Raw genomic sequence first — 25,410 nt, 5'->3', positions numbered from 1 at the left:
TTCGCGGGATTCAGGGGTGCAGGAAGGCGTCGTGGGCGAGGTCCACGAAGAGGGCGGCCGACCAGCCGAAGCCGCTCGTCGCCCGGCCCGCCCGGCGGCCGGTCAGCGGGTTCCAGTACTCGTACAGGCCGCCGCCGTCGCGCACCATCGCCAGGGTGCGGTCACGCAGCTCGCGGGCGGTCTCCCCGTGGCCGGACCGGCGCAGGCCGTCGATCAGCAGGTAGTTGACGTTCAGCCAGACCGGGCCCCGCCACATGGCGTCGGGGTCGAAGCGGGGGTCGTCGAACGCGACCGTCGGCACCGGCCGCTCGCCCCAGAAGCTGGGCGAGCGCAGGTCGGCGACGAGCCGGTCGGCGATGCCGGCCGGCAGCCGCCCGGTCAGCAGCGGCAGCAGCTCCAGCGGGGTGCGCACGTCCGTCTCCCGGCCGCCGACCAGGGTGACGAACCGGCTGCCGGTCCACCGGCGCGCCACCATGAGGTCCACCAGCGCGCCCGCCTCGGCCCGCCGGACGGCGGGGTCCTGGCCGAGCGCGGCGGCGATGTCGCCGAGCCGGTCGTACTGCAGGGCGAGGTAGGAGTTGAGGTCCGGCGGCTCGGCGCGCGGCCCGGCGTCCCAGACGGGGCTGTCGTCCAGGCCGGAGGAGTACGGGTGGAGGTATTCGGCCAGGCCGTCGCCGTCGGGGTCGGAGTGGGCGAACCACCACGCCTGTGAGCGGGCCAGCGGTTCGTACACCTCGGCCAGGAAGTCCAGGTCGGGGTCCACCTCGTGGATCTTCCAGACGGCCCAGGCGGTGAGCGGCGGCTTGGTGACGGGCACGACCTCGCGGACCGGCTCGCCGCCCACGTGCTGGGCCAGCCGGGCCAGGTCGGAGCGGGGCAGGTCGGTGGTCTCGGCGAGCGACCCGTGGTCGTGCACCACGTCGGGGATCAGGCCGTCCGGGCGCTGGTGGTCGAGGAGGATGCGGATCTGCTCCCTGGCCAGCGCCGGGTCGGCGTGCCGGAGGGCGATCGCGTGGAAGTAGGAGTCCCAGTTCCACAGACCGACGTAGCCGTACTTGGACGGGATGAGCGACTCGCGGCCCCGGATGGTCACCAGGTTGACGGCGAGTGTCCACCACGCCTGTTCGGCGCGTTCCCGCAGGTCGGCGGGGACCGCGGGCATCCGGGCGAACCAGTCGCGCCAGCGCGCTTCGGCCGCCCGCAGCACCGCCGGCCCGTCGGGCCGCGGCCCGCCAGGCCCGACGACGTACGGGGGGCGCCCGGCGGTCGGGGTGTCCACGCCGGTCGGGGTGTCCACGCCGGTCGGGGTGTCCACGCCGGTCGGGGGACCCACCAGCACGAGGCAGCCGACGAGGTCGGCCTGGCCGCCGTCCCACACGGCCCGTGCGGCGGCGCCGACGAGCACGATCGCGTCCGGGCCGGCGAAGGCCATGGACACCCCGTCACCCAGCCCGGCGGCCGCCCCACCCGTGTCGCCGGCCGCGAAGTCGACGCGGTCCGGCAGGGCACGCCGCACCGGGAGCTCCCGGCCGTCGGCGAAGATCCGCAGGCCCGTCAGCAGGGTCGTGTCGCGGAGCGGGGTCTCGTAGCGGGCGGCCGCGACCTGGAGGGAGCCGTCGTCAGCCGCCATCACCACCAGCCGCGAGCCGCGGTCGGTGAACGGTCGTTCGCGCAGGTCCAGCATCATCGCCCACCCAGTCCGGAGGCCGCCATCGAGTTGATGATCCGCCGCTGGCCGATCAGGAAGGCGATCAGCGTGGGCACCACCGCGATCGCGGAGGCGGCCAGGATGAGCCCGTAGTCGACCGCCGAGCGGTGCCCGGAGAACTGGCTGAGCAGCAGCGGCACGGTCGCCAGCTCCGGGGAGTTCAGGAAGATCAGCGGGAAGAAGAAGGAGTTCCAGGAGGTCAGGAAGGCGATGATGCCGAGCGCGCCGAGGCCGGGCCGGATGTTCGGCAGCACGACGCTCCAGAAGCACCGCCAGCGACCGGCGCCGTCCATCCTGGCCGCCTCCTCCAGCTCGACCGGCACCGCCCTGATGAACTGGCGCAGCAGGAACACCGCGAACGGGTTGGCCACGGCCGGCAGGATCAGCGACAGGTGCGAGTCGATCCAGCCGAACTCGGCCAGCATCAGGTAGAGCGGCACGATCGTGACCTGCGCCGGCACCATCTGCGTGGCCAGGAACAGCACGAACAGCGCCTCCGAGCCCCTGAACCTGATCCGCGCGAAGGCGTAGGCGGCCATGGCCGAGGTGAGCAGCGTCAGCGTGACGGTCAGCGCGGCGATGTAGAAGCTGTTCCAGTACGCGGTGCCGAACGGCATCGCCCCGAGGGCGTCGGGATAGTTCTCCCAGCGCCACGGGTCGGGCAGCCAGTCGGTCGGATTGTTCAGCATCTGCCGCACGCCCTTGAAGGACGTCAGCAGCATCCAGACGAAGGGGAACAGCATCGCCAGCCCGCCGAGGGTGAGCGCGGCGTGCAGGGCCACCTGCCGGGGTCGCATCGGGGCTCCCCTCACGAGTCGTAGTGGACGAGGCGCTTCTGCGCGGCGAACTGGACGAGCGTCACGAGCAGCGTCAGCGCCAGCAGGATCAGGGCGGCGGCGCTGCTCATGCCGAACTGGAAGTCCTTGAACCCCAGCTCGTAGACCTGGTAGACGATCGTGCGCGCCCCCTCGTTGTGCTCGGGGTTCACCAGCACGTAGATCTGGTCGAACGCCTGGAACGAGCTGATCACCGCGACCACCGTGGAGAAGAAGATCGTGGGCGACAGCATGGGCAGCGTGACCGAGCGGAAGACCCGCAGGCCGCTCGCGCCGTCCACCCGGGCGGCCTCCACGACCTGCGGCGGGATCGTCTGCAGCCCGGCCAGGAAGATCACCACGTTGAGTCCGAGCGACGACCAGATCGTCACGACCGCGATGGCCACGATCACCCAGCCGGGGTCGCCGAGCCAGTCGGGCGCCTCGACGCCGAACCAGCGGGCCAGCGAGGTGTTGAGCACGCCGTACTCGTCGCCGGCCAGGATGACCTGCCACATCAGCGCGACCGCGACCGAGCTGGTGACCACCGGCATGAAGTACAGCACCCGGTAGAAGCCGCTGCCGCGGACGCTGTTGAGGGCGATCGCGATGAGCAGCGCGAGGGCGAGCCCGAACGGCACGGTCAGCAGGGCGAGCTTGATCGTGTTCCACACCGCCACCCCGAACTCGGGGTCGGACAGCTGGGCGGCGAAGTTGTCCAGCCCGGCCCACTCCGTCGCGCCGAGCCCGTCCCACCGCATGAACGCGAGCACGAGCGCGAACCCGAGCGGGAAGAGCAGGAACACGGCCAGCGCCGCGAGCTGGGGCGTCAGGAAGAACGCGGCCCACCAGCCGTCGTGGTTGCGCACGCCCGCGGCCGGGCGGGCGAGGCCCGGCCGCGGGTCCCGCCGGGGGCGGGTGAGGACGGCCACGGCTAGCCCAGCTTGCTCTCGACGAGCCGGGCCAGCTCCGCCATGCCCTGGTCGAAGTCCACCTTCCCGGTCCACACCGTCATCAGGTGCTCGTTGATGGCGGCGGTCAGGCCCGGCACGGCGACCTCCTCGGGGTAGTTCGCGAAGCCGGTGTCGCGCACGTCGAGGAAGGTCTGCGCGTGGGCGGGGTAGCCGTCTTCCAGGACGACCTGCTCGGCGCCCTTGACGGACGGCACGGCGCCGCCGCCCTTGAGCCGCAGCAGTTGCCCGTCCTTGCCGACGAACTCGGTGAGGAAGGTGAAGGCCTCCTTCGGCACCTTCGTCTCCTTGTTCATCGCCAGGTAGGAGGCGGCGACGGCGCCGGGCATCGGCTCGCCGGTCTGCGAGGGGAACGGCACGATGTCGTAGTCGTCCAGTTCGCCGCCCTTGCGCAGGGAGTCGATCACCCAGCGGCCGCCGGCGTAGAAGCCGGCCTTGTGCTTGAGGAACTGGGTGCTCGCGCCGTTGCTGCTGGGCAGGATGTCGGCGCTCAGGAAGGTCTTGTCCTGGTAGCCCTTGGCGAGGGTGCGCAGCGCCTCCAGCGACTTGGGGTCGGTGGTGGCGACGAACTTCCCGCCGTCCCACACCTTGCCGCCGAAGCCGTTGATCATCGAGTAGGTGGAGCCGTACCAGTTCCAGAAGATCGATCCGGCCTTGCCCGCCGCCTTGAGCTTGGCGTTCATGTCCAGATATTTCGCCATCGTCCACTGTTTGGCCTCGTGGAGGGCGGCCGGGTCCTCGGTGATCCCGGCGGCCTTCAGGGCCTTCTTGTCGAACCAGAGGACCTCGGGGTTGGTGTCGTTGGGGACACCGTAGATCTGGCCGTCCCGCCGGGCGCCGCCGTACACGCCGTCGAAGAAGTCCTCGGGCCGGCTCTTCGAGTCGGGCCCGGCCAGCTTGTCGTTGAGCGGGGTGAGCACGCCGGCGGAGACGAACTTGCCGATGTTGTCGTCACCCACGAAGAACACGTCGGGCGCCGTCTTGCTGGTGAGCTGGGTGAGCAGCTTGGGGTGGTAGTCCTCGTACTTCGCGACGGACTCCAGCTTGAGCCTGATGCCGGGGTGCCGCCGGTGGAAGTCCTCGGTGAACTTCTCGTACAGCTTCAGGTCCTCTGCCGAGCCCCAGGTGGACCAGCGGACGGTGACCTGGCCGCCGCTCGTTCCGGGAACGTTCCCGCCGCCGCTGCCGCTGCAGGCGGTGGTGGCGAGGGTGAGGACGCCGAGGATGGCTAGCGCACGCTTCATGGTGGTTCCTTTGGTTCTTGCGGGGGGTGGTGCAGGCGCGGGTCAGGCGAGCCCGCCGCCGTCGACGACGAGGGCGGAGCCGGTGATGTAGCTCGCGGCGTCACCGGCCAGGAACAGGACCGCCTGGGCGATCTCGTCCGGCGTCCCGGCCCGGCCCATCGGCCGGTCGGCGGCGTCGCTCGCGAAGGCGGCCCAGTCCTCGCCGAGCTGGCGGGCCTCGTCCCGTAGCATGGGCGTGTCGGTGTCGCCGGGGTTGACGGAGTTGACCCGGATGCCGGCCCGGGCGTGGTCGATGGCGAGGGCCCGGGTCATGTTGACCACGGCGGCCTTGGAGGCGCAGTAGGAGATCGCGTTGCCGCCGCCCTTGAGACCCCACCCGGAGCCCGTGTTGACGATGGAGCCGCCCTCCGTCATGGCGGGGATGGCGTACTTGCACATGAGGAAGACGGAGCGGACGTTGACCGCCATCACCCGGTCCCACTCGTCCACGTCGAGGTCGAGCGCGGTGGTGCGCCGGATGATGCCCGCGTTGTTGAACAGCACGTGCAGCCCGCCGAACGTGTCGACGGCCGCCCGCACGATCCGCGCGCAGTCCTCGGGCCGCGACGCGTCCCCCTGCACCGCCACGGCACCGCCCGCCGGGGCGGCCTGCGCGGCGGCCTGCGCGGCCGTCGCCTCGGCGGCCGCGCCGTCGATGTCGGCCACGACCACCCGGGCGCCCTCCCGGGCGAACAGCAGGGCGGTGGCCCGGCCGATGCCCGAGGCGCCCCCCGTGACGATCGCGACCTTGCCCGCGAGCGTGTTCATCCGTACTCCTCACTTGCCGCGCGCACGCGGTAGATCGTGCTCTCGCGGTGTCCGGTGATCACCTGGACGTGTCCGCCGAGCTTGCTGTCGAGTTCCTCGTCGCCGGTGTCGGCGAGCAGCGGCCGCCCGCCCAGCGCGGCCAGCTTGTGCGGGGTGGCCAGCACGAGCATCCCGGTCAGCGCGTCCAGCACGCGGGGGGAAACCTGCTGGTTGCCGCGGCCGAGCACGAACCCCTGCCCGCCGATGACCGACAGTACGGCCACCGCCTCCGTGCCCGTGACCAGGTCGTACAGCTCCGCTTCCGAGACGTCCGCGGCCACCAGCCGGTGCGGGTCGCCGAACTCGGCCACGTCCACGCCGAGCAGCGTGGTCGCGAGCCCGAGCGCGCGGCCGACGGCCTGCGTGGTGGCGCCCGGCCCGAGGACGTAGCGGACGCCGGGCCGCATCCGCGCCACGACCTCCCGCGCGATCCCGTCGACCGTGCCGGGCGCCGTGCCGGACGAGCCGGCCTTGCGCCCGGACAGGGCGACCGGGGCGGCGGGGACGCGCAGGCTCCCGTACAGCCGGGGGCTCACCAGTCCGCGCCGGTAGGCCTCCTCGTCGAGATCGACCACCTCGGCCTCCACCGTCCGCCCGCCGGCGGCCTGCGCCCGCCCGTGCAGGAAGTCGGCGGCGAGGAACCCGGCGGCGGCCGGTCCGACGGCGAAGCAGCCCGAGTAGACCTTTACCCCGGCCGGGATGCCGAGCACGGCCGGGGCCCGGTCGCCGAGTTCCCGGATCGCGTCGAGCACGTCCCGGGCCGTCCCGTCGCCTCCGGCGAACAGCAGCAGGTCCACGTCGGCGAGCGCGGCCACCGCCCGGCGCGTGTCCCGCGCCGTCGTCCCACCGGCCACCCCGCCGGACGCGTCACTCGCCGTTCCGCCCGCCGCCCGCCCGGCCGGCCTGTCCGGCGGCCCGCTCACCCGCTCGCCCGGCACCAGGTCGTACGCGGCCTCATGGGCGCGCACGCTGTCCTCGCCCATGGGGCCGGGCACCGTGAGCAGCCGCGTGCCGGGGCGACGGGCGAGCAGGGTGCGGACGGCCCGCGCCGCCCGCTCCCCCGCCCGCGGCGTCGCGCCCCGGGCCAGCGCCGCGCGCTGGGTGCCGGCGCCGTCGCTGCCCTTGAGTCCCGCCGGGCCGCCCAGCCCGGCGACCGGGTTCACGACCAGCCCGACCACCCCGGGAGGCGGCGCCGCAGCCCGCCCGGTCATGGGCGGTGCTTGCGGACGTAGGCGCGCCAGGTGGGCGCCCACGCCTTCGGGTCGTCGAGCGGCGTCGGGTCGATCTTGTGGATGGTCTGGTTGTACGGCGCGCCCTTGACGAACTCCGGGTCCCGGCGGGCCTCCTCGGCCACGTGGGCCAGGATGGCGGCGTACTCGTCCAGGTCCTCCTTGGAGTACGACTCCGTGGGCTCCAGGGTGAAGGGCTCCGGCACCAGGTACGGGTGGTGGCTGGTCCAGTAGTGCACGCCGAAGTCGGCCGCCCGGACGCCGATCTCCTCGGAGTGCACCCCGGTCTCCTCCGACAGCTCCTGCCAGGAGTAGCGCGCCTGCTCGATGCGCCGCCTGCCCCAGGGCGCGGACGCGCCGCTGATCTGCAGGACCTTGTGCATGAGGTAGTTGTTGTTCAGCGCGGCGGTCTCGGCCACCTGGCGCAGGCCGTCGGCGCCCAGGGCCATGATCCAGGCGTACGCCCGGACGATGTTCGGGGTGACGCCGAGGAACGGCCGGATCTTGCCGATCGAGCGCGGCGGCGTCTCCAGCCGGTAGGTGTCGCCGTCGCGGGCGACGACGGGGCCGGGCAGGAACGGGGCCAGTTCGGCCGAGACGCCGCAGGCGCCGGCCGCCGGCCCCCCGCAGGAGTGCGGGGTGGAGAAGGTCTTGTGCAGGTTGAAGTGGCACAGGTCGAACCCGGCGTCGCGGGCGCGGGTGATGCCGAGGATGCCGTTGGCGTTGGCCTGGTCGTAGCAGGCCAGGCCGCCCGCCTGGTGCACCAGGTCGACGAACTCCTGGATGCGCGGGTTGAAGATGCCGGTGTCCTCCGGGTTGGTGATCATGAGGGCGGCGGTGCGTGGGCCGACGGCGGCGCGCAGCGCCTCGATGTCCGGCAGGCCGTCGGCGTCCGGCATGAGGGTGATGACCTCGTAGCCGGCGGTCTTGGCGCAGGCCGCGTTCGACGGGTGGGAGAACATCGTGGTGATGACCTGGTCCCTGGCCGCGCCGCCGGTGGCCGCGTGGTAGGCGCGGATCATGGCGATGTTGGCGTAGATGGCCGCCGACCCGGAGCCCGGCTGGAGGGAGACGCGGGACATGCCGGAGATCTCGGCCAGCATCTGTTCGAGCCGCCAGTAGATCTCCAGGACGCCCTGCACGGTGTCCTCGTGCTGCAGCGGGTGCACCTCGGCGATCGCGGCGGCGAACTGGTCGTTGACCTTGGGGCTGTACTTCATCGTGCAGGTGCCCTGGCCGACGTCGATGTTGAGGTCGGCCCCGAGGTTCTCCTGCGACAGGCGCAGGTAGTGGCGCAGCACGAGCTGCTGCGCCAGCTCGGGCAGCCGGGGCGGCTCGGCGCGCCGCACGGACTCCGGCAGTTCCACGCGCGCTGCGCCGGGTTCGGGGACGGCGAGGCCGCGGCGGCCCGGCGTGGACAGCTCGAAGATGATCGGTTCGTCCCAGCGGGCCTGGTGGAAGCGGCGCAGCGGCGGCTTCGGCGCGACGGGGAGCTCGGCGAAGGACTCCGCGGTGTTCACAGCACCTCCTGGACGGCTGCGGCGAGACGGTCGATGTCGGCGATGGAGTGGCGTTCGGTCACGCAGACGAGCACCGTGCGGGCGTCCAGCGGGACGCCGCCGTAGATGCCGCGCTCGCGCAGCGCGTCGAGCAGCGCCGAGCTGGAGGGCACCTCGATCGCGAACTCGCGGAAGTGGATCGCGTCCGGGTGCAGCACGGTGACGGACCGGGCGAGGGCGTCCATGGCGTAGCGGGTGCGGGCGAGGATCGTCTCGCCCAGCTCGCGCAGGCCGTTCGGGCCCAGCAGCGCGAGGTAGACGCCGGCCGTGATGCCCCAGAGTGCGGCTGCGGTGCCCACCCACTCCTTGCCCTCCTCGCGGTGGGCGAAGGAGGTGCGGTCGTAGAAGACGTCGCCGAAGCCGTACTCGCCGGGGACCTTGGTGGGCGCGATGCCGAACAGCCGGGAGGGGAACTCGGCGACCAGCGGCTCGTGGTCGTGGGTGGCGATGTAACCGGCGTGGCCGCCGCCGAAGCTCTGGTGCATGCCGAGCGACTGGATGTCGCCGCAGGCGATGTCGGCCCCGTAGGCGGCGGGCGGGGCGAGCACGCCGAGCGAGATCGGGTCGGCGCCGACGACGAGCAGCGCGCCGTGGGCGTGGGCCATGTCGGCCAGCTCCCGCCCGCGGGTCTCCACGACGCCGTACACGTTGGGCGTCTCCAGGTAGATCGCGGCGAAGGCGGCGTCGAAGGCCGGGACGGCGATCTCGCCGTCCTCGCCCGCCGGGGCGAGCACGATCTCGATGTCGGGGGCGAGGAAGTCGCGCAGCTTGCTCAGCTTGTCGGCGCTGACGGCCGCGCTGACCAGCACCTTGGACCGCCCGGTGTGCCGGCAGGCCATCCGCAGCGCGGTGCCCGCCGCCTGGAAGCCGTCGTAGGTCGGGACGTTGACGACGTCCATCTCGAGCAGCTCGCCCATCATGCTGACGTACTCGAACAGCGCCTGGAAGCGGCCGTGGTCCTCGTACGGCTCCCCGGCGTACGCGGTCAGGAACTCGCTGCGGGAGTTGACCTCGTCGCAGACGGCCGGCACGTGGTGCGGGTAGCAGCCGTGGCCGAGGAAGCTCAGCGCCTGCTCGGTGTCGGTCACCCGGTCAAGCAGGCCCTTCATGTGGCGTACCAGGTCCTGCTCGGCCGGCAGGGCCGGCGGCAGGTCCAGCGGGCGGTCGAGGAGCAGCCCGGCCGGGATGTCGGCGTAGAACTCCTCGACGCTCCGCGCGCCGACGGCGGCGAGCATCTCGGCCCGCACGCGTGGTTCGGCGTTCGGGATGTAGGGGTGGGTCACGTGTCTCCTTCGATCCTGAGCACGACGGCGTCGCGCGGGGCGAGCCCGACCGTGCCGCGCAGCTCGGTGTCGGTGAGCAGGTCCCTGCCGGAGTACGGCAGGGTGACCCGCTGCTGGTCGGTGGTGTGGTTGAGCAGGAAGAGGTGCCGGCCCCGCCTGACGGCCTCCACCCCGGGGGGCACGGGCAGCTCGCGGACGCCGGCGAGCACCTGGTCGAGGACGGGGGTGACGTCGTCGAGCAGGCAGCTCACGTAGGTGGCGCGGCCTTTGCGGGTGACGGCGGGCAGCCCGTCGAGGTCGCCGCCCTCGTAGCGGGCCAGCACCGCCGTGCCGTCGTCCGGGCGCAGCCACTCGGCCCAGGTCCGGGCCCGGCCGGCGGGGCCGTCGGCGTGGCGCACGCGCTGGACGGCGCCGTCGGGCAGCGGCCAGAACTCGTCCACCGCGACGCCGAGCAGGTCGCGCAGCGGGCCGGGGGCGCCTCCGGGGTGGACCTGGTCCGCCTCGTCCACGACCCCGCTGAACGGGCCGACGACGAGTTCCCCGGTGACGGCGGCGAGGGCCTCGGCCTGCCCGGCCGTGCACAGGTAGAGGTTCGGGACGATGACCACGCGGTAGGCCGACAGGTCGCGGTCCGGTGGCGCCAGGTCCACGGCGATCCCGCGGGCGTGCAGCGGGGCGTACCAGGCGAGCAGCAGGTCCTTGAGCCGGAGCCGGTTGGACGGCATCGACTCCGGCGCCTCCAGGCCCCACCAGCTCTCCCAGCCGAGGACGAGTGCCACCTCGGCCTCCGTGGCGGCGTCCGCCACCTCCGCCAGCCGCCGCAGGTCGGCGCCGAGCCGCAGCGTGTCCTGCCAGCCGCGGGTGTGGACGCCGCCGTGCGGCAGCAGGGCGGAGTGGAACTTCTCCGGGCCGTACCTGGCCTGGCGCCACTGGAAGAACATCACTCCGTCGGCGCCGTGGGCGACCGCCTGGAGGCTGTGCAGGCGCATCATGCCGGGCGGCTTGGGGACGTTGACCTCGCGCCACGACACCGCCGACGGCGCCGACTCCAGCAGCAGCCACGGCCGCTGCCTGAGCGAGCGCATGAGGTCGTAGCTGAGCGCGACGGCGACGTGCGAGCCGGGGTCGGCCGGGTCGGGGTAGGCGTCGTCGCTCACCAGGTCCTCTTCCGCCGCCCACGCCCAGTAGTCGAGGCCGTGCAGCAGGCTCATGAAGTTCGTGGTGACGGGGACGTCGGGGGTGAGCTCGCGCAGCGCGTCGCGCTCGGCGGCGAACAGCTCCAGCAGGGCGTCGCTGCAGAAGCGCCGCCAGTCGAGGAGCTGGCCGGGGTTGACCGGTCCGGGCGCCTTGCGCGGCGGCTCCACCTGGTCGAATGAGGTGTAGTGCTGGCCCCAGCAGGAGGTGCCCCAGGCGGTGTTGAGCGCGTCGACGGTGCCGTGGCGGGCGCGCAGCCAGGCGCGGAAGTGCCGGGCCGACTCGGGGCAGAAGCACTCCAGGGTGTGGTCGGCGTACTCGTTTCCGACGTGCCACATCGCCAGCGCCGGGTGTCCGCCGTAGCGGGTGGCCAGGGCGGTCGCCAGCCGTACGGCGTGCTCGCGGAAGACTGGCGAGCTGGGGCAGTAGCCCTGGCGGGAGCCGAACTCCAGCCGCACGCCCGCGGCGTCCACCGGCATGACCTCGGGGTGGTCGCGGACCAGCCACGGCGGCGGGGTGGCGGTGGCGGTGGCCAGGTCGGCGGCCACCCCGTGCTCGTGCAGCAGGTCGAGGACGCGGTCGAGCCAGGAGAAGTCGTACGCGCCGGGCGCGGGCTCCAGGCGGGACCAGGCGAACACGGCGACGGTGGCCATGGTGACCCCGGCCTCGGCCATGAGCCGGACGTCCTCGGCCCAGACCTCCTCCGGCCACTGCTCGGGGTTGTAGTCGCCGCCGAACAGCAACCCGGGCACTCGGGTCAGGCTCACACTCACTCCCTCCGGTATGTTTTGTATTCAGAATTCATAGTGCAGTATTTTGAACCACGTCAAGAGCCACGTTGTGGCCCGACCGAAACCGGAGGCGTCATGCCGATCGACCGGCGACCGCTACGCGAGCAGATCCGGGAAGAGCTGCTGAGCCGGCTCGATCGGGGGGAGTTCGCCGCCGGCACCGACATCAACGAGGCCGCGCTGGCGGCCGAGCTGGGCGTCAGCCGCACCCCACTGCGCGAGGCGCTGATCACGCTGGCGGGCGAAGGGGTGCTGCAGAGCAACCAGGGCCGGGGATTCCGGTTCGCGCCGGTGAGCCGGAAGGAGTTCCGGGAGCTGTGCGAGATCGTCGCGGGCCTTGAGTCGCTGGCGCTCGACTGCTCCGACCCCGCCTACCTGCGCGAGATCGCGCCGGAGCTGCTCCGGCTGGCCCGCGACTTCCCCGACCGGATCGCCGAGCAGCAGGTGATAGAGCGCCACGACGACGAGTGGCACGACCTGCTGCTGAGCGGCTGCCGCAACGAGCGGCTGCTCGACCTCGTCACCAGCGTCAAGGCGGGGCTGCGCCGCTACGCCCACCTGGTCGCCGGCGACGAGACGCCGCTCGAACGGGAGGCCGCCGAGCACTGCCGGGTGGCCGAGCTGCTCATGAGCGGCGACCTGGCCGGCGCCGGTCAGGCGCTGCGCGACAACTGGGTCAACGGCATGGAGCGGATGATGTCCCGCATCCCCACGTCCTGACGGCCCCAGGAGACGGCGGGTCGCCGGCGAACCTCGTCGATCCGTGGCCGAGGACACGTCCTGGAAGGGATCGCGAGAAAACCTGAGTGGTTTCTCGACGTGTGCGAGTCCGGCGTGATGTCCAGGGAACGGATTGCCGCCGGATGATCCGGGTGCGAGACGCCGGCGGCCCGGAGAATGTCCGCGCAACCGTCCGGCGCGCCATTCCGGGCGAATCTCCGTGAGGCTTTTCCCGCTTCATCCAACGGCCGGAAGCGCCAGGGGTCGTGGCAGGTCACCGAGCACAGCGTCCCGCGCCCTGCCGACATTCCGGACATCACCGGACACCGGGCCGAAACGTCGTCCCGGATCTCCGCCCCGTTCGGTCGGATCGCCATGAAGCCCCCTTGACTTTCCATGGCCGGCCCCGGGCCGGACGCGCCGTGGACCAGATCCGCGACGGCCTTCGGGCGCTAGAAGAAATGCTCCGACGACCCCCTTGAAAAATGTCCGGAAGGGGGGGCCGAATACCTGAACACCGGCAGGCGCCTGGCCGCTCGCCGCGTCGGCCAGTGGGCGTTCTCCCCGCCCCGTCGACGGTCAGAACAAGATCTTGACCCTCCTGAAGATCGCGTGAGATAGTCCCATCGATCTTGATCGTGCCTCGCGACCGGGCTCGGCACGTACGCACCTCTTTCGCAGCGCAAACAGCACGCGAACCCTATTCGGCGTGCCCTTCTCCCCCCTTCGCGGAAGGCGACGACAATGCACGTGCGTGCACCCAACGGACAGACTCTCACCGTCGACGGAAACCCCCAGCCCTTCATCGGCGGCTGGGCCTATCTCATCTGGGCCCACGGCCTGAGCGGCGGCATGCGCTTCCAGGTCACCCCGGCCGGCTCCGCCGAGCTCGTCTCCAAGCAACTGGGCGACTGGCCGCGGTTCACCGTGCGTGAGGCCCAGTGGAACGGCGGCCGCCTCCTGTCCCTGGAGGACCCGGAGAGCGGCACCAACATGGTGTGGGTAGGACCGCACCACGAGGTCGCCACCTTCATCACCGGCACGGCAGTCCCCTTCGAAACCTTCATGGACATCCTGGCCAAGTTCGACATCCAGGACACGCCGGAAGGGCTCACCATGCTGCCCCGCGCCGGATCGGGCCTGACCCTCGGCAACCTGCTGGCGGTCAACACCATCGACCAGGTCTGCAACGTCCAGGTCAAGCCGATCGCGGAGAGCTCGGAGGCGGTCCCCCGCTCCTCGGGCAAGCGGGTGCGCGGCGGCGCGATGTGGCGCGTCGACGAGCGGGACGAGTCCGGCGCCGTGAAGACCCGCTCGGTCTTCGTGGTCAACGAGACCGCCGCCACGACCGTCGTCGCCGCCAACCCCGACGACAGCCGGTTCATCAGCGTCGTGGAGTCCATCTCGTGCAGGCTGAGCTAGACCGGTGAGGGCCTTCCTCGATTCGCTGGCGGTTCTGTCCTTCCTGGGGACGGTGCTGCTGCTCTTCGCCTTCGCCTCGCTGCTCGGCATGGTCCGCGAGCTGCAGGGCAAGCTGCTGCGCGCGCAGGCGGCCGCGCCTGCGGCGCCGGCCGTCAGATCGGTGCCCAGGTTCGGCTCCGACGACGGCCTGCCCACCTACGTCCTGGTGGTGTCCGAGCACTGCCCCAACTGCCGGGAACGCGCCCGGCGCCTCGCCGACACGGCCGGGCCCGACCAGCCCTGGCACGCCGTGGTGCTCGGCTCCGCCGACCGTTGCGCCGAGTGGGTGGCGGGCAGCCAGGTCCTTCCCGTCATCGACTCCGCCCTCGTCGGCACGGTCGCCGTCGGCGCGACCCCGTCACTGGTCAGGTACTCCCCCGACGGGACGGAGGAGTGGCGCAGGGTCGTCGGCTCCGACGAGGACCTCGACACCTTCCTCACCGTCAGCCCCGCAGAGAGGTCAAACGCATGACCGTCGATGTCGACCGTTACTGGGCCGACGTGCCCTCCGTCGAGGACGAGCCGGACAGCGGCACGCACCAGCGCCCCGCCCGGACGGCGCCCTCCCGCAGAACCGTCTTCAAGACCATGGGCGTGCTGGGCGGCGCGCTGGCCCTGAACGTGCTGTCCGCCCTCCCCGGCCGGAACAACAGCGCCCACGCGGCCGTGGGCACCGAGTACACCGACTGCGCCGGATACAGCAACTTCTCCGGCTACAACAACAACACCAAGGCCTGCGTCGGCGCCCCGTACTCCCGCAGCTACTGCGGCGGCGACGGCTGGTTCCTGCGCTCCTCCGGCACCTGCTACAACAGCTACGCGATCAAGGCCTGCGGCGCCGGCAGCCTGTCCGACCGCAACGCGTGGCGCTGGACACACAACGGCACCCGGTACCGCTGCGCCGACGGAAACGTCGCCACCTGCGGCGGGACCACCTTCTACATCTGCTCCTGGGCCAACCCCTGAGCATCGGATGACCAACACCTTCGCCGCCACCCGGGTCGCGCTCGGCATCACGCTGTGCGCGGCCCTGGTGATGGCCGCGCACCAGGTCTGGACCCCGTCGTTCACCCCGCTCGCCTGGACGTTGCTGGGGGTGACCGCCGGGTTCTCGCTGTCCGGCTCCGTTTGAAGCCTCAACTCAGCGGACCTGCTGACCTCGTCGGTCTGGCGAGGCAAGTTACCGGTATTCAGCATCGGACTCATGCTCGGCGCGCTGCTGGCCGGGCTCATCACAGGGGCGCTCGGCGGGCTGGCCTCGATCATCCCGCAAGGGGTGCGGCTGTGGACGCTCGTCCCGGTCGTCGTCGTCATCATGCTCTTCGAGCTGGCCGGACGGCCGCTCTCGCTGCCACAGAACCGCCGGCTCGTGCCGCAGGACGTCATCCCGCGCGCCGACTTCGCCGGGCCGCTGCAGTTCGGCTTCGAGATGGGCACGGGTGTGCGCACCTTCACCCCGACCGCGCTGCCCCAGTTGCTCGTCCTGGTCATCGTGCTGGCCGGAGGTCTGGGCCCGGGCCTGCTGGCCGGGCTGGGCTTCGGCGTGGGCAGGACGCTCATGCCGCTCTCCCGGGCGCTCAGCGGCGAACCGCGCCGGTGGGACACGAAGTTGCTGGCCTCGACGGCATGGGTGGGGCGCCTGTGCGCCACCGGGTTCCTGCTGTCGCTCGCGCTCCTTTGGACGTAGATGACGGTTTCAGACACGCTGCCGGCCTGCTTCGCCCTGGCGGGCTCCGTGCTGCTGGTGATCGCGGCGGTGCGCCGCCGCGACCTCACCTCGACGATCAGGACACACGACCTGCTGCCCGCCTTCCTGGTACGGCTCGCGCCGCTGTTCGGCCCCGCCGAGGGCCTGGCCGGCGCCGCCGTACTGGCAGGTTGGCTGACCGGGGAGGTCAGGCTGCTGCGGTTCGCCGCCGCGGCCGTGGCGCTCTGGTACCTGGCGCTGGCGGTGTACCTGGCCGTCCTGCTGCGGCACAGGGGCGGAGTGCCGTGCGGATGCCTGGACGAGACCAGCCCGGTCTCGCCCGCGAAGGTCGGCCGTGCCCTGCTCCTGGCTCTGGCGACGGCCCCGCTCGTCGCGGGATGGCCGCCCGTCCCGGCCGGGACGGGCGCCCGGCTGCTCACCTGCGGGCTGGCCGCCTTCGTGGCCGGGTTCGTGATCATCGCCGGTACGTTGGCCGATCTGCGGGGAACCTCCGCGGCCCACGGGCAGTAGTCACGGTGACGACCTCCGGAAGGGATCAGCCTTGAACCGCACCATCGTGACGCTCATCATGCTGCTCTGCGCCGCCTGCGGCACAGCCGCCCACGGGAAGACCGACCCCGCCTCGCCCCTCCTGGATCCGGACCAGCTCAAGGACGGCCGGACGTGGACGGTCGCGGGCACCTCGCACGGAACGTGGGGTGAGCTGGACGAGAGCCTGGTGCCCTGCGGCAAGCGGATCATCGCGCCGGCGGCGGCCGAGACCCGGTGGCGAACCTTCACGGCGACGGACGGGGCCACGGTGACGCAGGTCGTGGTGAGCGGGGTCGACGCCATGGACTCGTTCAAGGCCTTCTACGCGGAATGCGGCGTGGTCGGCAGCGTCGACTCGATCGCCGGGCCCGGGAACGTCGCGCGCCACGACGGCGAGGTGGAGGTGGCGGCGATGTCGAAGAACAGGTTCGTCGTGATCGGCGGCACCGCCTCCGAAACGCAGCTCCGGCAGTTCGCCGAGACCGCCCGCATCCACCTCGACGCCGTCGGTACGGGTACGGCCGGAGGAAGCTGACGGGCTCGTCGAGGTTCTGGAGTAATCCGGCGACCGCACCACGGTGCTGGAGTGCGACATCACGGGCAGGCAGGCATGACCAAGCGGAGGCGGACGGGAATCGAACCCGCCGCGCCGAGATGCTCGGCGCCACCGGTTTTGAAGACCGGGAGGGCCACCAGGCACCCAGTCGCCTCCGCGGCCCATCCTAGTGGGCCGCCCTCACCCGAGGATCACCCGATGGCTGTCGTCGACGCGGCGGGTGCGGCCCAGCCCGTCCAGGTACTGCAGCACCGCGAGCGCCACCCGGCGGGAGGTGCCCATCGCCTGTCGGGCCTGGGCGACGGTGAACGGCTGCGCCAGCCCGGCCAGGACCCGCCCGGCTTCCTCCGGCGCGCCCGGCAGCAGCACGACCCCCGGCTGCACCCGCAACAGCGCACCGGCGGCCTCGGCGATGGCCAGCGCCCTGGCGTCCAGGCCGAGCTCGGCCAGCCTGCCCGCGTCGGGCGCGGCGAAGGGGTCGCCGGCCAGGTCGCGTCGGACGGCGGCGACGGCGCCGCGCAGCCGGTCCGGCAGCACGGGCAGGGCGGCGGCCAGCCGGCCACGCCGGCGGCGCAGCGACGTCTCGGCGGCGAGCGCGTCGACGAGGGCACGGTCCGGCAGGCCGAGAGCCTGCCGGACGGCCTCGGGCGTCAGGCCCGGATCCTCGGGATGGGCCCTGTCGTGCTCCTCGACCAGCCGGAGCAGCCGATCGCGGAGCCCGGCCCAGTGCTCGCCGTCCGCGAGCCAGTCGCCCGCCACGGGTGGGCCGGGCGGTGCCGCGCCCATCGCCACCAGGTCGGCGCGCCGCATCAGCCCGCGTCGCCGCAGCTCGGCCGCGCCATCCGGCACGCCGGTCAGCGTGGCCAGCTCCGCGGCCCGGGCCCGCGCCGCGCCCCGGCGGCCGAGCGCGGGAGGCCGGACGTCCAGGAGCGTCGCCCCGTACACGTCGCGGTTGCCGGGGTCGCGCAGCAGCGCCCGGTCGCCCAGCCGGAGCGGGAGCGGGCGGCTCAGCGTGACACGGGCGGTGCCGGAGCCCAGTGGCCGGACCCTGGCCGGCACGGCTGCCGAGCCGATGTGCCAGACGAGCTGCCCGGGCACCCGCGCGACCGCGCCGTCCCCCCGGGCCGCCCGCGCCCGCGCGGCGGGCGCGCCGGTCTCGTCCAGCCGGACGTCCACCTCGCCGACCACCGCCCAGCGGCCCTGGTCGATCAGCGCGTCCCCCCGGCGCAGCCCGGCCGCCGCCCGCCCGCGCAGGTTCACCGCCACCCGCGCCGGCGCGCGGACCTCCTCATGGGCCACCTTCAGGCTGTGCAGGCCGCGCACCTCGACGAGCTCGCCGGTGCCGGCGATCTCCAGGGTCTGCGCCGTCGTGAGCGTGCCGCGACCCAGCGTCCCCGTCACGACGACGCCACGCCCGTCCACGGTGAACGCCCGGTCGATCCACAGCCGCACGTCCGCCGACGGGTCGGGGACGGGCAGGGCGACGGTGAGCCTGCCCAGCGCCGCCCGCAGCTCGGGCAGCCCCTGTCCGGTGACCGCGCTGACGGCCACCGCCTCGACCCCGCCCAGGCTCGTACGGCCGAGCCGCTCGGCCGCATCCGCCAGCACCGGGGCCGGGTCCGCGAGGTCGGCCCGCGACACCGCCAGCACCCCGTGCCGGATGCCGAGCGTGTCCAGCACCGCCAGGTGCTCCTCGGACTGCACCTGCCAGCCGCCGTCGGCGGCCACCACGAACAGCACGGCGGGGACCGGCCCCACCCCAGCGAGCATGTTCGACAGGAACCGTTCGTGGCCCGGCACGTCGACGAAGGCGACGTCCAGGTCGCTGGTCCACACGAAGCCCAGGTCGATGGTGAGGCCCCGGCGCCGCTCCTCCGCCCAGCGGTCGGGCTCCATCCCGGTCAGGGCGCGCAGCAGGGTGGACTTGCCGTGGTCCACGTGCCCGGCGGTCGCGATGACGTGCACCGTCGTTCCTCCCGCCTCGTCAGTCCGGCAGGCGATGGGCCACGGCCAGGACGGCGTCCAGCAACGTCTCGTCGTCGGCCTCCGGAACGGCGCGCAGGTCGAGGAGGCAGCGGCCGCGCTCCACCCGGCCGAGCACGGGCGGCTCGCCCCGGCGCAGCAGGGCGGCCAGGCGCTCGTCGAGGGCCACGGCCGCGCCACGCAGCCGCACCCCCGGCGCGCCACCCCCGCCGACCACGCCGTCGCTGTCCACCACCTCGGCGGCGATCGCCTTGTCCCGCAGCCGAGCCGCCAGTTCCCCGGCCCGGCGGCGCAGCCCGGCGGGGTCGGCGTGCAGCGCGTCGCGGATGGGCGTGCCGGGGCCGCCGACCGTCGCCTCCAGCGCGGCGAGGGTGAGCTTGTCCACCCGCAGCGCCCGTGCCAGCGGGTGGCGCCGCAACCGCTCGACCAGCTCCGCCCTGCCGAACACCAGCCCGCTCTGCGGGCCGCCCAGCAGCTTGTCACCGCTGCTGGTGACGAGGTCGGCGCCCTGGCGCAGCCAGGTGGCCACGTCGGGCTCGTCCGGCAGCAGCGGCTCCGGCCGCAGCAGCCCGGAGCCCGCGTCGCCCACCAGCGGGACCCCGCGCTTCCGGCAGAGCGCCCCCAGATCAGTGATCGGGACGGTCGCGGTGAAGCCCTCGATCCGGTAGTTGGACGGGTGCACCTTGAGCACCATCCCGGTGTCCGGGCCGATCGCCTCGGCGTAGTCGCGGACGGAGGTGCGGTTCGTGGTGCCCACCTCGCGCAGCCGTGCCCCGGTGGCGACGAGCAGGTCGGGCAGGCGGAAGCCGTCGCCGATCTCGATGAGCTCGCCCCGGCTGATGACGATCTCCCGGCCGGCGGCGAACGCGGTGGCCGCCAGGGCGAGGGCGGCCGCGTTGTTGTTGACGACGTGCACGGCCTCGGCCTCGGGTACGGCGGCGGCCAGCGTGTCCAGGGCCGTGCGCCCACGCCTGCCGCGTGCGCCCGTGTCGAGGTCCAGCTCGATGTCCGTGGCGCCGGCCGCCCGGTCCACCGCCTCGCGGGCGGCGGCCGACAGCGGGGCGCGGCCCAGGTTGGTGTGGAGCAGCACGCCGGTGGCGTTGATCACGCGTCGCAGCCCGGAGGCACTCGCCGGCAGCGCGGCCAGCGCCTCCGGCAGGACCTCCTCCGGCGAGATGGCCCCCTCCCTGGCGCGCCGCTGCGCGGCGACGACCACGCCCTTGACGCGCTCGGACCCCAGCCGCCGACGTGCCTCGGCCAGTCGCGGGTCCGCGAGCAGCACGTCGGTGCGCGGGATCGACCGGCGATGATCCACCATGCCCGGAAACCTACCCCCTCCGGCATTTCCTTTTTGCCCGGTGACGGCTCCCTGACCGTAGGTCACCGGACGGGTGATCCGGAAATCAATCCTTCCCGAATACCGTGCGGCTAAAGGGGCCAACCTGCGGGACGCCTCTTGATCATGTTCATGAGCGCCTGTAGATTCCTCACGAATCGCCTACGGAGCAGCGTTTTCCACCGGGCGCGGTCCCCCCTTTTCCCATGCCGGGTCCTATTCATGATGTCTTTCGTGAGGGGATAACGTTTTGCCGTTCTCACCACGCGTGACCCCCGAGCTCGCGGCAGTGATCGCCGATGTCGTGGCACCGGCCGCGGCCGAGGTCGACCGGAGCGGCGTCTTCCCCCGCGCGGGCGTCGACGCGCTGGGCAAGGCCGGCCTGCTCGGCCTGACCAGCGCCACCGAGGTGGGCGGCGCGGGGCAGGGCCTGGCCGCCGCGGCCGAGGCCGTCACGGCCCTGGCGTCGGCCTGCGGATCCACCGCCATGGTCACCCTCATGCACTACGCGGCCGCCGCCGTGATCGAGGCGCACGGCCCCGGCGAGGTCCGCCGCGCCATCGCCCGCGGCGAGTACCTGGCCACGCTCGCCTTCTCGGAGACCGGCTCGCGCAGCCACTTCTGGGCGCCGCTCGGCACGGCCACCGGGCACGGGGCCGACGTCCGGCTCGCGTCCCGGAAGAGCTTCGTCACCGCGGCCGGAGAGGCCGACGGGTACGTGTGGTCCAGCCGCCCCCTGGCCGCCTCCGGGCCGATGACGCTCTGGCTGGTGCCCGGCGGGGCGGCGGGGCTGTCGGTCAGCGGCGCGTTCGACGGGCTGGGCCTGCGCGGCAACGCCTCCAGCCCGATGACCGCCGACGACGTGCGGCCCGAGACGATGCTGGGCGCCGACGGCGCCGGGCTGGCCATCGCCCTGGACGCCGCGCTGCCCACGTTCCTCGTGCTCAACGCGGCGTTCTCGCTGGGCGTGATCGACGCGCTCGTCGACGGAGCCCGCGCGCACGTCGCCCGGACCCGGCTGGAACACCTCGGACAGACCCTGGCCGAGCAGCCCGGCGCCCGGTCCGCGTTCGCCCGGCTCGCCGCCCGGCGCGACCAGGTGCGGGTCTTCCTCGACGACGTCCTGGCCGCGCTGGAGGACGGCAGGGACGACGCGACGCTCCGCGTTCTGCAGGTCAAGGCCGTCGCTGCCGAGGCGGCCGTCGAGATCGCCGACGAGGTCATGCGGCTGTGCGGCGGTTCGGCGCTGCGCCGCGGCACGGGCGTCGAGCGACACTTCCGCGACGCGCTCGCGGCCCGGGTGATGGCCCCCACCACCGAGGCGCTGCACGACTTCGCCGGCCGGCTCGCCTTCGGCCTGCCGCTCTTCGACGGGAGCGGCTCATGACGCTCCTGATGGGGGCCGTGGCCTACGACGCCAAGGTGGTGACCATCTGGTCGGGGTTCCGCGCCTGGTTGCGGCGGCAGGGCCTGCCGTTCGACTTCGTGCTGTACTCCCACTACGAGCGCCAGGTCGAGGACCTGATCGCCGGGCGGATCCACGCCGCCTGGAACTCGCCGCTCGCCTGGGTGCGAGCGCGGCGGATGGGCGAGGCCCGCGGCGAGCCGGTGCGCCCGCTGGTGATGCGCGACACCGACTGCGACCTGCGGTCGGTCGTGGCGGTCCGCGCCGACTCGGGCATCGACACGGTCGCCGGGCTGAAGGGCGCGACCGTGGGCGCCGGAGCGGCCGACTCCCCGCAGGCCACCCTGCTGCCGCTGCGCCACCTGCGAGAGCTGGGCGCCACGGTCGAGGCGAGACTCTTCCAGGTGGGCGTCGGGCTGCACGGCGACCACGTCGGCGGCGAGCGGGACGCGGCGCGGGCGCTGCTGGCCGGCGAGGTGGCCGCGGCCTGCATGCTCGACGCCAACCACCTGCTCTTCACCCAGGAGGGCACCCTGCCCGCCGGTTCCACCCGGATCCTCACCATGACCGCCCCCTACGACCACTGCAACATGACGATCGCGGCGAACGCCCCCCGCGACCTGGTCGAGGAGTTCGGGGGCCTGCTGACCGGCATGTCCTACGCCGATCCCGAGGTGCGGCCCCTCCTCGACCTGGAAGGGCTCACGGATTGGCGGCCGGGCCGCGCCACCGGGTACGCGGCGCTCGAGGCCGCGGTGGACGCGACCGGCTTCTACGACCCGGTCGGCCGGGTCACCGCCACGGCCTACGACCCGTGACCTCGCGTGTCGCCGATCTGGCGGGCATCGGCTTCGACCAGGGAGCGCAGGTCATCCTGCGCAGGGAACTCGCGCTGCTCCCGCCCGGCGGCCGGCTCGGTGTCACCGGAACCCACGACGCCCTCGTCGTCCACCTCGCCGCCTGGTGCCGTCGGGAAGGCCACGCGCTCACGGTCCCGCCGGACGGCGACCCGGTCACGCCGGGCGTGCGTGCCTGGATCGTCCCCGGTCCCGCCACCCGCGCGAGGTGGGCCGGCGCGGAACGGGCCGGCGGCGTGGCCCCCTCCCAGGTGGTGGCCCACCCGGCCGCGCACTGGGGGCTGGCCGCCCGCGGCGCGCTGGTCGAGCCCGGCGGACCTCCCGCGCCGTTCGACCTCGACCGCAAGGAGGTCGTCTGGGCCGACCTCGCGCCCGCCCTGTACGCGCAGGCCGCGGCGCGGCAGTGGGACCCGGCCACCGCGATCGACTGGGACTGCGCCTTCGAACTGCCCGCCGAGGTCGAGGCGGCCGTCGTCCAGGTGATGACCTACCTGGTGGAGAACGAGCAGGCCGCCCTGGTCGTCCCGGCGCGGCTGCTGGCCCGGGTCCACCCGCACTTTCGCGAGGTGACGCAACTGCTCGCCGTCCAGGCGGCCGACGAGGCCCGGCACATCGAGGTGTTCAGCCGGCGCGCCACGCTGCGCGGCGAGGAACTGGGCACCTCCTCGGCCGGCGGGCGCGCCTCGCTGACGTCCCTGCTGGCCGAGCCGGACTTCTCGCTGGCGTCGTTCCTGCTCTCCGTACTGGGCGAGGGCACGTTCCTCAACCTGCTGTCGTTCCTCGACCGGCACGCGCCGGACCCGGTCACCCGCCGCATCGCCGCGCTGGCGCACCAGGACGAGGCCCGTCATGTCGCGTTCGGCGTCGCCCACCTCGCGGAGCAGGCCCGGCGCGATCCCGCTTTCCGTGGCAGGCTCAGAGGAGCGATCGAACACCGCCACGACGTGCTGGCGGACACCGCCGGCATCAACGAGCATGTGCTCGACGCCTTGACGCTGCTGGCCGCAGGCTCCTGGTCCCCGGGGGCCGTCGCCGACGGCCACGGGGCCGTCCAGCGGCTGCAGGCCGAGATGTTCGAAGGCCGCCGTAAGCGCCTCGTCCACCTGGGCTTCCCTGCGGACGAGGCGGCCGAGCTCGCTGCCCTGCACACACGTAACTTCATGTGAACGGGAGTCCACGATGCGGCTGACGCAGTACGCGCAGGGCGGCGGGTGCGCCTGCAAGATCCCGCCCGGGGAGCTGGAGGAGGTGCTCGCCGGCCTCGGCGCGCCCGCCCCTCGCGGAGCCGCCGGCGAGCTGCTGGTGGGCCTGGAGACCGGCGACGACGCCGCCGTGGTGCGGATCGAGCACGACACGGCCGTGGTGGCCACCGCCGACTTCTTCACCCCCGTGGTGGACGACCCCTACGACTGGGGCCGGATCGCCGCGGCCAACGCGCTCTCCGACGTGTACGCGATGGGCGGCCGGCCGCTGATCGGGGTCAACCTGCTGAGCTGGCCGAGGGACGTCCTGCCGTACGACGTCGCCCGCGAGGTGCTGCGCGGCGGCGCGGCCGTCGCGGCCCAGGCGGGATGCCACCTGGCGGGCGGGCACAGCGTCAACGACCCCGAACCCAAGTACGGCATGGCGGTGACCGGGATCGCCGACCCGGAGCGACTGCTGCGCAACGAGGCCGGGGAGGCCGGCCGGCCCCTCACGCTGACCAAGCCGCTCGGCCTCGGCGTGCTGAACAACCGGCACAAGGTGACGGGAGAGGTGTTCGCGGAGGCCGTCGAGGTCATGGCGCGGCTGAACGCCGAAGCCGGCCGGGCGGCGGTCGAGGCGGGCCTGCGCTGCGCCACGGACGTCACCGGGTTCGGGCTGCTCGGCCACCTGTACAAGCTGGCGCGGGCGTCAGGGGTGTCGGCGGTGGTGGACGTGGCCGCGGTGCCGTGCCTGGCGGGGGCCCGCGAGGCCGTGCGCGACGGCTACGTGCCCGGCGGAACCCGCCGCAACCTCGACTGGGTGGCCCCGCACACCGACTTTGGCCGCACGGACGAGGCGACCCGGCTGCTCCTGGCCGACGCGCAGACGTCGGGCGGCCTCCTGCTCGCCGGCGAGATCCCGGGCCACCCGGTGATCGGTGAGCTCGTGCCGAGGGCCGAGAGCGTCCTCATCCTGCGGTGACCGCGGTCAGGGCGGCCACGCCCCGCCCGGCACCTCGCCGGTCGGCGGCCCAGGCCGCCCCCTCAGGCCGGGCCGCCGCCGCAGGCCGGGCCGCCGCTCAGCCGAGTGTGAGGCAGGCCACCCGGGGACCGGCCGCGCCCCGGTCGGGCTTCTTGGCCTTGGTGCGCTCGGCGTGGATGACCAGCGAGCGGGGCAGCCGCTCGGAGGTGAGCAGCCACGGGTTGCGCGCGGAGGCGTTGGCCGAGCCGGTGCCGTCGGTGGTGAAGTCGAGCCACACCTCGTTCTTGGCGGTGACCTTGCCCGGCTTGTTCTGGTAGTGGGGGCCCGAGTCGTCGGGCTCGGCGCCGCACGGGTTGGCGTGCAGGTGGGCGCCGTACGTGCGGCCGGGCAGGAACCCCTCGACGACCAGGGACGAGCGGGTCTTGCCGGCCTCCAGCTCCGACTCGACGAGCAGGCTGGCCCGGGCCCCCTCGGGGGCGAGCTTGCGGTCGTAGACGATGGCCTGCGTGGCGTCGGGCGCGAAGTCGCCGCTGGCCGAGAGCGCGAGGTTGGGGTTGGCCGAAGGGCCGGCCGACGCGGAGCCGGCCGTGCCGCTCGGCGCCGGGGGCGCGCCGGTCTGGGCACATCCGGCCGCGGCCGCTAGCAGGGCGAGCAGGAGCGCGGGCAGGCGCATGAGAACCCCCAGAGTGGTGACAGTGCAGAAGCCGGTACGACAGGCTCGCGAAGGGCCACCACTCTAACGGGTAATCGACACGTCACACAGCGTGTTCGGCGACGATGCGGTCGATCGCGGCGGCCAGGGTGAAGTCCATGTCCGTCAAGCGTCCTTTGTCGTGCGTGGTGAGGGCGAGGTGGAGCGTCCGCCACCTGATGTCGATGTCGGGATGGTGGTTGAGCTCCTCGGCCCGGACCGCGATCTCGCCCACGATCCGGATGGCCGTGGGGAAGTCGGGCGCGGTGACCGTCCGCCGGATCTCCTCGCCCTCGCGGCGCCACTCGGGCACCTCGGCGAGCCTCTTGTCGATGTCCATCGGGTTCATGTGGCTC

At 73.2% G+C, this 25,410-nt stretch carries 25 protein-coding genes and 1 tRNA gene; 12 read left to right on the top strand and 14 right to left on the bottom strand.

Features of this window, described 5'->3' with window-relative positions; translation table 11 throughout:
• Positions 1-10: 10 nt before the first annotated feature.
• From ACGF0J_RS33335 to ACGF0J_RS33295, 9 genes are read right to left on the bottom strand one after another with little or no spacing between them, the layout of a single operon-like run.
• Positions 11-1,687 carry an amylo-alpha-1,6-glucosidase gene (locus tag ACGF0J_RS33335; protein WP_393152369.1) on the bottom strand — a complete coding sequence of 559 codons (1,677 nt, stop codon included), beginning with the start codon at positions 1,685-1,687 and terminating at the stop codon, positions 11-13.
• Positions 1,684-2,505: a carbohydrate ABC transporter permease gene (locus ACGF0J_RS33330; protein WP_393152367.1), complete on the bottom strand. Its 822-nt coding sequence runs from the start codon at positions 2,503-2,505 to the stop codon at positions 1,684-1,686. The genes ACGF0J_RS33335 and ACGF0J_RS33330 overlap by 4 nt, the downstream gene beginning before the upstream one ends.
• 11 nt (positions 2,506-2,516) lie before the next feature.
• Positions 2,517-3,455, bottom strand: a complete 939-nt coding sequence (locus ACGF0J_RS33325) for a carbohydrate ABC transporter permease (RefSeq protein WP_393152366.1) — start codon at positions 3,453-3,455, stop codon at positions 2,517-2,519.
• Between the two features lie 2 nt (positions 3,456-3,457).
• Positions 3,458-4,738, bottom strand: coding sequence for an ABC transporter substrate-binding protein (locus ACGF0J_RS33320; protein ID WP_393152365.1), 1,281 nt, complete (start codon positions 4,736-4,738; stop codon positions 3,458-3,460).
• 42 nt (positions 4,739-4,780) lie between these two features.
• Positions 4,781-5,545, bottom strand: a complete 765-nt coding sequence (locus ACGF0J_RS33315) for an SDR family NAD(P)-dependent oxidoreductase (RefSeq protein WP_393152363.1) — start codon at positions 5,543-5,545, stop codon at positions 4,781-4,783.
• Positions 5,542-6,795 (bottom strand): ATP-NAD kinase family protein, encoded by a 1,254-nt coding sequence (locus ACGF0J_RS33310; RefSeq protein WP_393152361.1) that lies wholly within the window; start codon positions 6,793-6,795, stop codon positions 5,542-5,544. The genes ACGF0J_RS33315 and ACGF0J_RS33310 overlap by 4 nt, the downstream gene beginning before the upstream one ends.
• A complete protein-coding gene (gene gcvPB / locus ACGF0J_RS33305; RefSeq protein ID WP_393152359.1) occupies positions 6,792-8,333 on the bottom strand; it encodes an aminomethyl-transferring glycine dehydrogenase subunit GcvPB in 1,542 nt (513 codons plus the stop codon). Before gcvPB ends, ACGF0J_RS33310 begins: the two co-directional genes overlap by 4 nt.
• Positions 8,330-9,655, bottom strand: coding sequence for an aminomethyl-transferring glycine dehydrogenase subunit GcvPA (gcvPA, locus tag ACGF0J_RS33300; protein ID WP_393152357.1), 1,326 nt, complete (start codon positions 9,653-9,655; stop codon positions 8,330-8,332). The genes gcvPB and gcvPA overlap by 4 nt, the downstream gene beginning before the upstream one ends.
• Positions 9,652-11,616 (bottom strand): beta-galactosidase, encoded by a 1,965-nt coding sequence (locus ACGF0J_RS33295; protein WP_393152355.1) that lies wholly within the window; start codon positions 11,614-11,616, stop codon positions 9,652-9,654. The genes gcvPA and ACGF0J_RS33295 overlap by 4 nt, the downstream gene beginning before the upstream one ends.
• Before the next feature lie 99 nt (positions 11,617-11,715).
• Between ACGF0J_RS33295 and ACGF0J_RS33290 the strand changes: the two genes are divergently transcribed.
• From ACGF0J_RS33290 to ACGF0J_RS33255, 8 genes are all read left to right on the top strand, one after another.
• Positions 11,716-12,360: a GntR family transcriptional regulator gene (locus ACGF0J_RS33290; RefSeq protein WP_393152353.1), complete on the top strand. Its 645-nt coding sequence runs from the start codon at positions 11,716-11,718 to the stop codon at positions 12,358-12,360.
• Positions 12,361-13,104: 744 nt separating this feature from the next.
• A complete protein-coding gene (locus ACGF0J_RS33285) occupies positions 13,105-13,782 on the top strand; it encodes a hypothetical protein (RefSeq protein WP_393152351.1) in 678 nt (225 codons plus the stop codon).
• Positions 13,783-13,786: 4 nt separating this feature from the next.
• Positions 13,787-14,293 carry a hypothetical protein gene (locus ACGF0J_RS33280; protein ID WP_393152349.1) on the top strand — a complete coding sequence of 169 codons (507 nt, stop codon included), beginning with the start codon at positions 13,787-13,789 and terminating at the stop codon, positions 14,291-14,293.
• On the top strand, positions 14,290-14,787 hold the full coding sequence (locus tag ACGF0J_RS33275; RefSeq protein ID WP_393152347.1) for a hypothetical protein: 498 nt from the start codon (positions 14,290-14,292) through the stop codon (positions 14,785-14,787). Before ACGF0J_RS33280 ends, ACGF0J_RS33275 begins: the two co-directional genes overlap by 4 nt.
• 7 nt (positions 14,788-14,794) lie before the next feature.
• On the top strand, positions 14,795-14,953 hold the full coding sequence (locus ACGF0J_RS33270; protein ID WP_393152345.1) for a hypothetical protein: 159 nt from the start codon (positions 14,795-14,797) through the stop codon (positions 14,951-14,953).
• A 72-nt stretch (positions 14,954-15,025) separates the two neighbouring features.
• Positions 15,026-15,508, top strand: coding sequence for a hypothetical protein (locus ACGF0J_RS33265; protein WP_393152343.1), 483 nt, complete (start codon positions 15,026-15,028; stop codon positions 15,506-15,508).
• The gene (locus ACGF0J_RS33260; protein WP_393152341.1) at positions 15,509-16,039 is read left to right on the top strand and encodes a MauE/DoxX family redox-associated membrane protein; all 531 of its coding nucleotides are present in this window, start codon (positions 15,509-15,511) and stop codon (positions 16,037-16,039) included.
• A 31-nt stretch (positions 16,040-16,070) separates the two neighbouring features.
• Complete coding sequence (locus tag ACGF0J_RS33255; protein ID WP_393152339.1) at positions 16,071-16,595, top strand: hypothetical protein; 525 nt, start codon at positions 16,071-16,073, stop codon at positions 16,593-16,595.
• Positions 16,596-16,678: 83 nt separating this feature from the next.
• On the opposite strand, the gene ACGF0J_RS33250 is transcribed toward ACGF0J_RS33255, so the two are convergent.
• The 3 genes from ACGF0J_RS33250 to selA all read right to left on the bottom strand — a co-directional run bounded on the left by ACGF0J_RS33250 (position 16,679) and on the right by selA (position 19,917).
• Positions 16,679-16,772 (bottom strand) — tRNA-Sec (locus tag ACGF0J_RS33250).
• A gap of 24 nt (positions 16,773-16,796) precedes the next feature.
• A complete protein-coding gene (locus ACGF0J_RS33245) occupies positions 16,797-18,581 on the bottom strand; it encodes a SelB C-terminal domain-containing protein (RefSeq protein WP_393152337.1) in 1,785 nt (594 codons plus the stop codon).
• A 19-nt stretch (positions 18,582-18,600) separates the two neighbouring features.
• On the bottom strand, positions 18,601-19,917 hold the full coding sequence (gene selA, locus ACGF0J_RS33240) for an L-seryl-tRNA(Sec) selenium transferase (protein WP_393152335.1): 1,317 nt from the start codon (positions 19,915-19,917) through the stop codon (positions 18,601-18,603).
• A 286-nt stretch (positions 19,918-20,203) separates the two neighbouring features.
• Between selA and ACGF0J_RS33235 the strand changes: the two genes are divergently transcribed.
• Genes ACGF0J_RS33235 through selD form a run of 4 tightly spaced genes read left to right on the top strand, consistent with a single transcriptional unit; the run spans position 20,204 to position 24,363 of the window.
• Entirely contained in the window at positions 20,204-21,322 is a 1,119-nt protein-coding gene (locus ACGF0J_RS33235) for an acyl-CoA dehydrogenase family protein (RefSeq protein ID WP_393152333.1), read from the top strand.
• On the top strand, positions 21,319-22,158 hold the full coding sequence (locus tag ACGF0J_RS33230) for a phosphate/phosphite/phosphonate ABC transporter substrate-binding protein (protein ID WP_393152331.1): 840 nt from the start codon (positions 21,319-21,321) through the stop codon (positions 22,156-22,158). The genes ACGF0J_RS33235 and ACGF0J_RS33230 overlap by 4 nt, the downstream gene beginning before the upstream one ends.
• Entirely contained in the window at positions 22,155-23,363 is a 1,209-nt protein-coding gene (locus ACGF0J_RS33225; RefSeq protein ID WP_393152329.1) for a hypothetical protein, read from the top strand. The genes ACGF0J_RS33230 and ACGF0J_RS33225 overlap by 4 nt, the downstream gene beginning before the upstream one ends.
• A gap of 13 nt (positions 23,364-23,376) precedes the next feature.
• The gene (selD, locus tag ACGF0J_RS33220; protein WP_393152327.1) at positions 23,377-24,363 is read left to right on the top strand and encodes a selenide, water dikinase SelD; all 987 of its coding nucleotides are present in this window, start codon (positions 23,377-23,379) and stop codon (positions 24,361-24,363) included.
• A gap of 97 nt (positions 24,364-24,460) precedes the next feature.
• On the opposite strand, the gene ACGF0J_RS33215 is transcribed toward selD, so the two are convergent.
• Together ACGF0J_RS33215 and ACGF0J_RS33210 are read right to left on the bottom strand one after the other, a co-directional pair.
• A complete protein-coding gene (locus tag ACGF0J_RS33215) occupies positions 24,461-25,036 on the bottom strand; it encodes a superoxide dismutase family protein (RefSeq protein WP_393152325.1) in 576 nt (191 codons plus the stop codon).
• Positions 25,037-25,118: 82 nt separating this feature from the next.
• Positions 25,119-25,394, bottom strand: coding sequence for a 4a-hydroxytetrahydrobiopterin dehydratase (locus tag ACGF0J_RS33210; protein WP_393152517.1), 276 nt, complete (start codon positions 25,392-25,394; stop codon positions 25,119-25,121).
• Positions 25,395-25,410: the final 16 nt, after the last annotated feature.

The organism is Nonomuraea sp. NPDC047897 (assembly GCF_043204415.1).
Lineage (GTDB): Bacteria > Actinomycetota > Actinomycetes > Streptosporangiales > Streptosporangiaceae > Nonomuraea.
Note: the sequence above shows the minus strand (reverse complement) of the source record. Positions and strands in the feature narration are given on the sequence as shown.

Excerpts from the sequence above, each read along its gene's own strand:
- selA (WP_393152335.1), bottom strand. The coding sequence starts at position 19,917 with ATGGTGGATCATCGCCGGTCGATCCCGCGCACCGACGTGCTGCTCGCG.
- ACGF0J_RS33210 (WP_393152517.1), bottom strand. The coding sequence starts at position 25,394 with ATGGACATCGACAAGAGGCTCGCCGAGGTGCCCGAGTGGCGCCGCGAG.
- selD (WP_393152327.1), top strand. The coding sequence starts at position 23,377 with ATGCGGCTGACGCAGTACGCGCAGGGCGGCGGGTGCGCCTGCAAGATC.
- ACGF0J_RS33230 (WP_393152331.1), top strand. The coding sequence starts at position 21,319 with ATGACGCTCCTGATGGGGGCCGTGGCCTACGACGCCAAGGTGGTGACC.
- ACGF0J_RS33315 (WP_393152363.1), bottom strand. The coding sequence starts at position 5,545 with ATGAACACGCTCGCGGGCAAGGTCGCGATCGTCACGGGGGGCGCCTCG.
- ACGF0J_RS33335 (WP_393152369.1), bottom strand. The coding sequence starts at position 1,687 with ATGATGCTGGACCTGCGCGAACGACCGTTCACCGACCGCGGCTCGCGG.
- ACGF0J_RS33320 (WP_393152365.1), bottom strand. The coding sequence starts at position 4,738 with ATGAAGCGTGCGCTAGCCATCCTCGGCGTCCTCACCCTCGCCACCACC.
- ACGF0J_RS33215 (WP_393152325.1), bottom strand. The coding sequence starts at position 25,036 with ATGCGCCTGCCCGCGCTCCTGCTCGCCCTGCTAGCGGCCGCGGCCGGA.
- ACGF0J_RS33265 (WP_393152343.1), top strand. The coding sequence starts at position 15,026 with ATGCTCGGCGCGCTGCTGGCCGGGCTCATCACAGGGGCGCTCGGCGGG.
- ACGF0J_RS33310 (WP_393152361.1), bottom strand. The coding sequence starts at position 6,795 with ATGACCGGGCGGGCTGCGGCGCCGCCTCCCGGGGTGGTCGGGCTGGTC.
- ACGF0J_RS33285 (WP_393152351.1), top strand. The coding sequence starts at position 13,105 with ATGCACGTGCGTGCACCCAACGGACAGACTCTCACCGTCGACGGAAAC.
- ACGF0J_RS33290 (WP_393152353.1), top strand. The coding sequence starts at position 11,716 with ATGCCGATCGACCGGCGACCGCTACGCGAGCAGATCCGGGAAGAGCTG.
- ACGF0J_RS33330 (WP_393152367.1), bottom strand. The coding sequence starts at position 2,505 with ATGCGACCCCGGCAGGTGGCCCTGCACGCCGCGCTCACCCTCGGCGGG.
- ACGF0J_RS33270 (WP_393152345.1), top strand. The coding sequence starts at position 14,795 with ATGACCAACACCTTCGCCGCCACCCGGGTCGCGCTCGGCATCACGCTG.
- ACGF0J_RS33260 (WP_393152341.1), top strand. The coding sequence starts at position 15,509 with ATGACGGTTTCAGACACGCTGCCGGCCTGCTTCGCCCTGGCGGGCTCC.
- ACGF0J_RS33275 (WP_393152347.1), top strand. The coding sequence starts at position 14,290 with ATGACCGTCGATGTCGACCGTTACTGGGCCGACGTGCCCTCCGTCGAG.